At 41.8% G+C, this 4,682-nt stretch carries 5 protein-coding genes; 3 read left to right on the top strand and 2 right to left on the bottom strand.

Annotated features, from left to right (window positions below; translation table 11 throughout):
* Positions 1–301: 301 nt before the first annotated feature.
* Complete coding sequence (locus A1019T_RS09790; RefSeq protein WP_077451492.1) at positions 302–1,051, top strand: YidX family protein; 750 nt, start codon at positions 302–304, stop codon at positions 1,049–1,051.
* Positions 1,052–1,068: 17 nt separating this feature from the next.
* On the opposite strand, the gene A1019T_RS09785 is transcribed toward A1019T_RS09790, so the two are convergent.
* The gene (locus A1019T_RS09785) at positions 1,069–1,338 is read right to left on the bottom strand and encodes a DUF2798 domain-containing protein (RefSeq protein ID WP_077451491.1); all 270 of its coding nucleotides are present in this window, start codon (positions 1,336–1,338) and stop codon (positions 1,069–1,071) included.
* Positions 1,339–1,720: 382 nt separating this feature from the next.
* On the opposite strand from A1019T_RS09785, the gene A1019T_RS09780 reads away from it, so the two are divergent.
* Complete coding sequence (locus tag A1019T_RS09780) at positions 1,721–2,674, top strand: alpha/beta fold hydrolase (RefSeq protein ID WP_077451490.1); 954 nt, start codon at positions 1,721–1,723, stop codon at positions 2,672–2,674.
* Positions 2,675–2,742: 68 nt separating this feature from the next.
* On the opposite strand, the gene A1019T_RS09775 is transcribed toward A1019T_RS09780, so the two are convergent.
* Positions 2,743–3,783: an NAD(P)H-dependent flavin oxidoreductase gene (locus A1019T_RS09775; protein WP_077451489.1), complete on the bottom strand. Its 1,041-nt coding sequence runs from the start codon at positions 3,781–3,783 to the stop codon at positions 2,743–2,745.
* Positions 3,784–4,418: 635 nt separating this feature from the next.
* On the opposite strand from A1019T_RS09775, the gene A1019T_RS09770 reads away from it, so the two are divergent.
* Positions 4,419–4,682, top strand: a 264-nt coding sequence (locus A1019T_RS09770) for a helix-turn-helix domain-containing protein (protein ID WP_143514104.1), incomplete at its 3' end; no start/stop codon positions are given.

The raw sequence follows: 4,682 nt of genomic DNA, 5'->3' as shown, positions 1-4,682 counted from the left end.
TTAACAATGATAAGACTGTCTTTCGACAGTTAGTTAGCTTTTTAACCCCTAAACCTATGAAAATCGGGTGGGGATGATTTTTTTGTCGTGTGCAGAGAAGTAATTTATAACTTATTATAGGTAGTCGCTGTAAATAAACGGGCACTGAATAAATATAGTCAAAAGAAGAGTAAACGATTAAGATAGATATTAGATTAACTAAAAAGCCTTAATTTAGAGACTGAGTTTGGTCCTAAATTAACCCCTAAGCTAGAGATTAGACTCACTATCAAAAAAGTTTGATTGAAACAAGGAAGCTTCTATGAAAAAACTTAATAAATATCAACAGAGCAGTGTTTTAAGCTTGAGTATGGCAAAAACCGCACTGGGAGCCACAGGCTTAGCGATATTACTGCTAACTTCAGGGTGTGCCACTACTGAGTTAATGGAATCCAAAAGCAGTCAAAATAGCCGCAACTCAGCCAAACAAGTGTTGGTTGAAGATCAGTTGGTAGCCTTTGGTCGTCCCGCTCAAGCGCTGCCCAATATGCCAGCGAGTAGTGTGGTTATTGTCGGTGAAAAGAATAGCTATGTGCTTAGCCAAGGCGGTCCTGAAATGGTCAATATCTTGACCAATTTGACCCCAAAAAATATCCAAGTGGACAGTGATATGAATTTCTATTCACCCCGTAACGATGGTTATTTTCAGGGTGAAATGAAAATGTCGTATGCCAAACTAAAGGATGAGTTTAAGCGCAGTGACTTCCAATTCTTTTTACAAAATGGCGGCAAAGAATGTACCGATGCCAGTGACCAGCGAATTGGGGCTCAGCGTTTCTGCTTTACTGTGCCTATTAAAGGGGCGGTTTATCCAGCAGTCAGTAATCTAAGTTTGATTCAATCTAAGTACAACGCTTTAACGAAGCCTTATCCGGTCACTATTTATACTCAGTCTCAAAGCGCAGCACGCAGGGGTAATAATGCGGCTGAGAAGCTGGTGTTACTGCCTTTTGCCTTGGCTTTTGATGTGATAACTTTCCCGATTCAGCTTATCGGAGCAATGTCAGAATAATTGATGCCTGGTCTTATTTAATAAAAATCAATACGGCTCAACACATGAGTTTGTATGAGATAGGCACAGAGGTAAGCGCTGGGCCAAGCAAAGACAAAAGCCAATTTCCACGAGCTTAGCAGATGGTCAAAGAAGAGATCGTTATAGCCTTTTTTGACCAATATCAGCGCTGCTGAGATGATTAAAGACATGAGTAGCGCCATGAGTCCGGTAAATATCAGACGGTAAAACTTAATACTAATGCGTATTTTTGCGGGCTTCTGAGCTGCTTTAGTAGACTTTGTCATGGGACCTTCCTACAGCGAATGAGATTCGATCGCTGGCTAAAACAAATGTTTAGGGGGTAGATTACTGTGAATACTGTGCATTATATAACTGTTATTTCAAATAATTGAATTTACTCTCTTAGATTGCTTCAAATCAAATCTATACAGGGTAGGCGGTCGCCTACTCCACCCTCTTCTGTCCTCTACGATCTGTCTTATGATCCGCCTAGATACCTTGATAATTTACAATAATAATATGAATCAAAAGTGGTATTATTAATCTTAGCTTTAACTAATAGAACGGTCGCTTTCTTAGTTGGCCTTTGGTCTGCGGGGTTTATGACCGTGGCAATTATTTTAAATAGCCTAATCACTCAATAACTTATTTAACTAAGGGGCAATAATGACATTATTAAAAAAAGGGCTGGCAGCAGTGTTGGCTTTGTCCGTAATCGGCTGTACAACCCCAAATTCGATAACGGTCGCTACTACCCAAAAGTTAGTAAAGCACGAACGCAACAAGGCTGACTTAGCGATTAAATCTCATAAGCTGTCGACAGGTGAGACGTTGGTTTATGCAGAAAATGAAAACACCTCGGGTGAACCCTTATTATTGATTCACGGTTTTGGGGCTAATAAAGACAACTTTATCTTTATCGCGAAAGAGTTTAAAGACTATCACGTGATTATTCCTGATTTGCTAGGCTTTGGTGAGTCTGACAAACCTATGGATGCAGATTATCAAGCTAAAGCGCAAGCTGAGCGTTTGCATGAGTTGATGCAAGCCAAAGGTATGGCGTCCAACCTACATGTCGGTGGTAATTCGATGGGGGGAACCATCAGTACCGCCTATGCAAGCCTGTATCCAGAAGAAGTTAAAAGCTTATGGCTAATCGACACAGGGGGATTTTTGTCAGTGGGTCTAGCTGATGCTCTGCAAAGTGGCACCTTGGATGACAACCCATTATTGGTAAAAGACTTTGAAGATTTTGAAAACATGATGCAGTTGGTCATGAATAAGCCCCCTTATCTTCCAAAAACATTTAAAGCGATAATGGCACAAGAAAGAATAGACAACCAACAGTTAGAGGCCAAAATATTAAAACAAATTGTTGTAGATAGTATGGAAGACGAGGCTAAGATTATCGCGGAACATAAAATACCAACCTTAGTCGTCTGGGGCGAGAAAGACCAAGTCATCAAACCCGAGACGGCTGATTACATAGCTAAGCTGATCCCACAAGCTAAGGTTATTATGATGCCAGAGATAGGGCATGCGCCGATGGTAGAAGCTGTAAAACAGTCGGCAAATGACTATAAAGCCTTTCGAGAGTCGCTAAAGCAACAGCCAAAGTAGCAATAAAATAAGGCATATGCAAATGTAGGATAAGGCTAACAGAAGCGGGTTTCTGTTAGCCTTTTTTATTACTGGGATACCAATCGCTGCATCAAGGTTGCCACTGGCTCAGCTTGAATTAGGGTCACACCTTGTCCGGCCCAAAGTGACATATAGTCAGTATTGTTTGCTTTAGACGCAGCGCCACGCATAGGCTGGGTCATGGCATTAAGCTGAGGGTAGGCAGGTAAGCTGTCGTTATCATACGCTGCATATTTGATCAAATAATCATTCACCAGCCCCCGGGCTTGTTTCCCTGAAAATAAACGGGTCAGGCATGTACGACTGCTACGCTCTCCTCTGGAAGCTTTTAACAGCTCAGCTTTGTAAGCGCTGCTTACCCCACTCTCGGTTGTCGCTAAGAAGGCGGTACCCAGTTGTGCCATCTCAGCTCCTGCACTGAGTACAGCGTTTATTGCTTGCGCCGTCATAATACCGCCAGCTGCGATTAAAGGTACGTCAGTAACTGCTTTGGTTTGACTGATTAAGGTTAGTAAGCCTAACGGGTCTTGTTCGCTTTGGGGGAGCCACCCGCCTCGGTGTCCACCCGCCTCCACGCCTTGTACGCACACTGCATCTGCGCCGATATCGGCCCAAGCTTTGGCTTCTTCTGGGTGGTTTGCAGTGCCCACAACTTTAGTGCCTACTACCTGTAGCGCAGCCACTTGCTCTTTGCTGATAATACCAAAGGTAAAGCTAGCAACCGGTACCGGGTTATCTAACAGCACTTGCAACTGGGCTTCAAATAGTTGGGCTGGATTTTTAGGCAAAGTCAGCTCAATCCCTTGTTCTTCGTAATAGACTTGTAGCCACTCAGGTATCGGTGCATTAAAGGTGGTCGATTCCGCTTCTGACAACACCATTAAATTTACTGCGAAGCGCTTATCAGTTAGCGCTCTAATTTGCTGGATTTGTTCTTGAATTTTCGCTGGTGCGGTAGTGCCGGCTCCTAGGCTACCCAAGCCGCCGAAGTTACTGACCGCTGCAATTAGTTCAGGGGTGGTTGCACCGCCAGCCATTGGCGCTTGGACGATAGGGTAAGTTAGATTTAGGGTTTTTAGTAGGGTCATGGTAGGTATCCTTTTTATTTTTTGCTCTTTATTTGAGTTTTTTGGTGAGCCACATGAGTTACTTTATCAAACAAGACAGGGAAGCTTATATAATATGGAATATTTAGTTTATGAATGGGCTAACCAGTTAGGTCAGATTGAGTGCAGATGCCAATGTAAAACATAGGCATGAGCGTGCGATGCTGTGCTTGAATTAATTTATATTAAACAGCTTGTTGGTAAATAATTATAATGATCAAAAGGATTGGAAATGAAAAAAAGGCAGATCATTCGGTAGACTTGTAGGCGAGTTATTTAATTTGCTTTTGAGAGAAACAAACTTACTTATAACTCCCTTGAAACCAATTAGTATTACGCATTGGCTAAGGGTCTGTTTGCTCAGGAGAGACTAGGTTTAAATAATACGGGATAGCCTATAAAAACTATATATATAGTTTTTATAGGCCTTGGTGTGTGAAAAAGACTCATACTAGTAATTAACTAAGTGTCCTTTGATTAAGAAAAACCTGATCCATTTTCTCTTTGATTTTTGTATATTCGTATTCATCAAAAATCATTCGAGCTCTAGCAGAGTCTAATACCAATTCCAAAAAATAAGGTACAATATAACCAACTCAACAACATAATAGAATCACATGCCGAAAAAGACCCCTAGAAATCATAAACTCACAGACCACGATTTTCTGCAACTATCTAAAACAGAAGGCAATGCCAGAGCGCGAATCAGACTACTCATGCTGCATCAACTGAGTCAAGGTCATCCTATAGCGACCGTAGCAGAGAAATTTGGCTATAACCCTAGAAGCGTCTATACCATAAGAAGGAAATACTGGTTGCATGGTATCACTAGTGTCTATGACGCAGCTGGCAGAGGCAGAAAGAGTCTTTTAGCAGAAAAA

This window comes from Psychrobacter piechaudii, assembly GCF_900162825.1.
GTDB lineage: Bacteria > Pseudomonadota > Gammaproteobacteria > Pseudomonadales > Moraxellaceae > Psychrobacter > Psychrobacter piechaudii.
The sequence above is the reverse complement of the archived record's forward strand: the minus strand, read 5'-3'. Positions and strand labels throughout refer to the sequence as shown.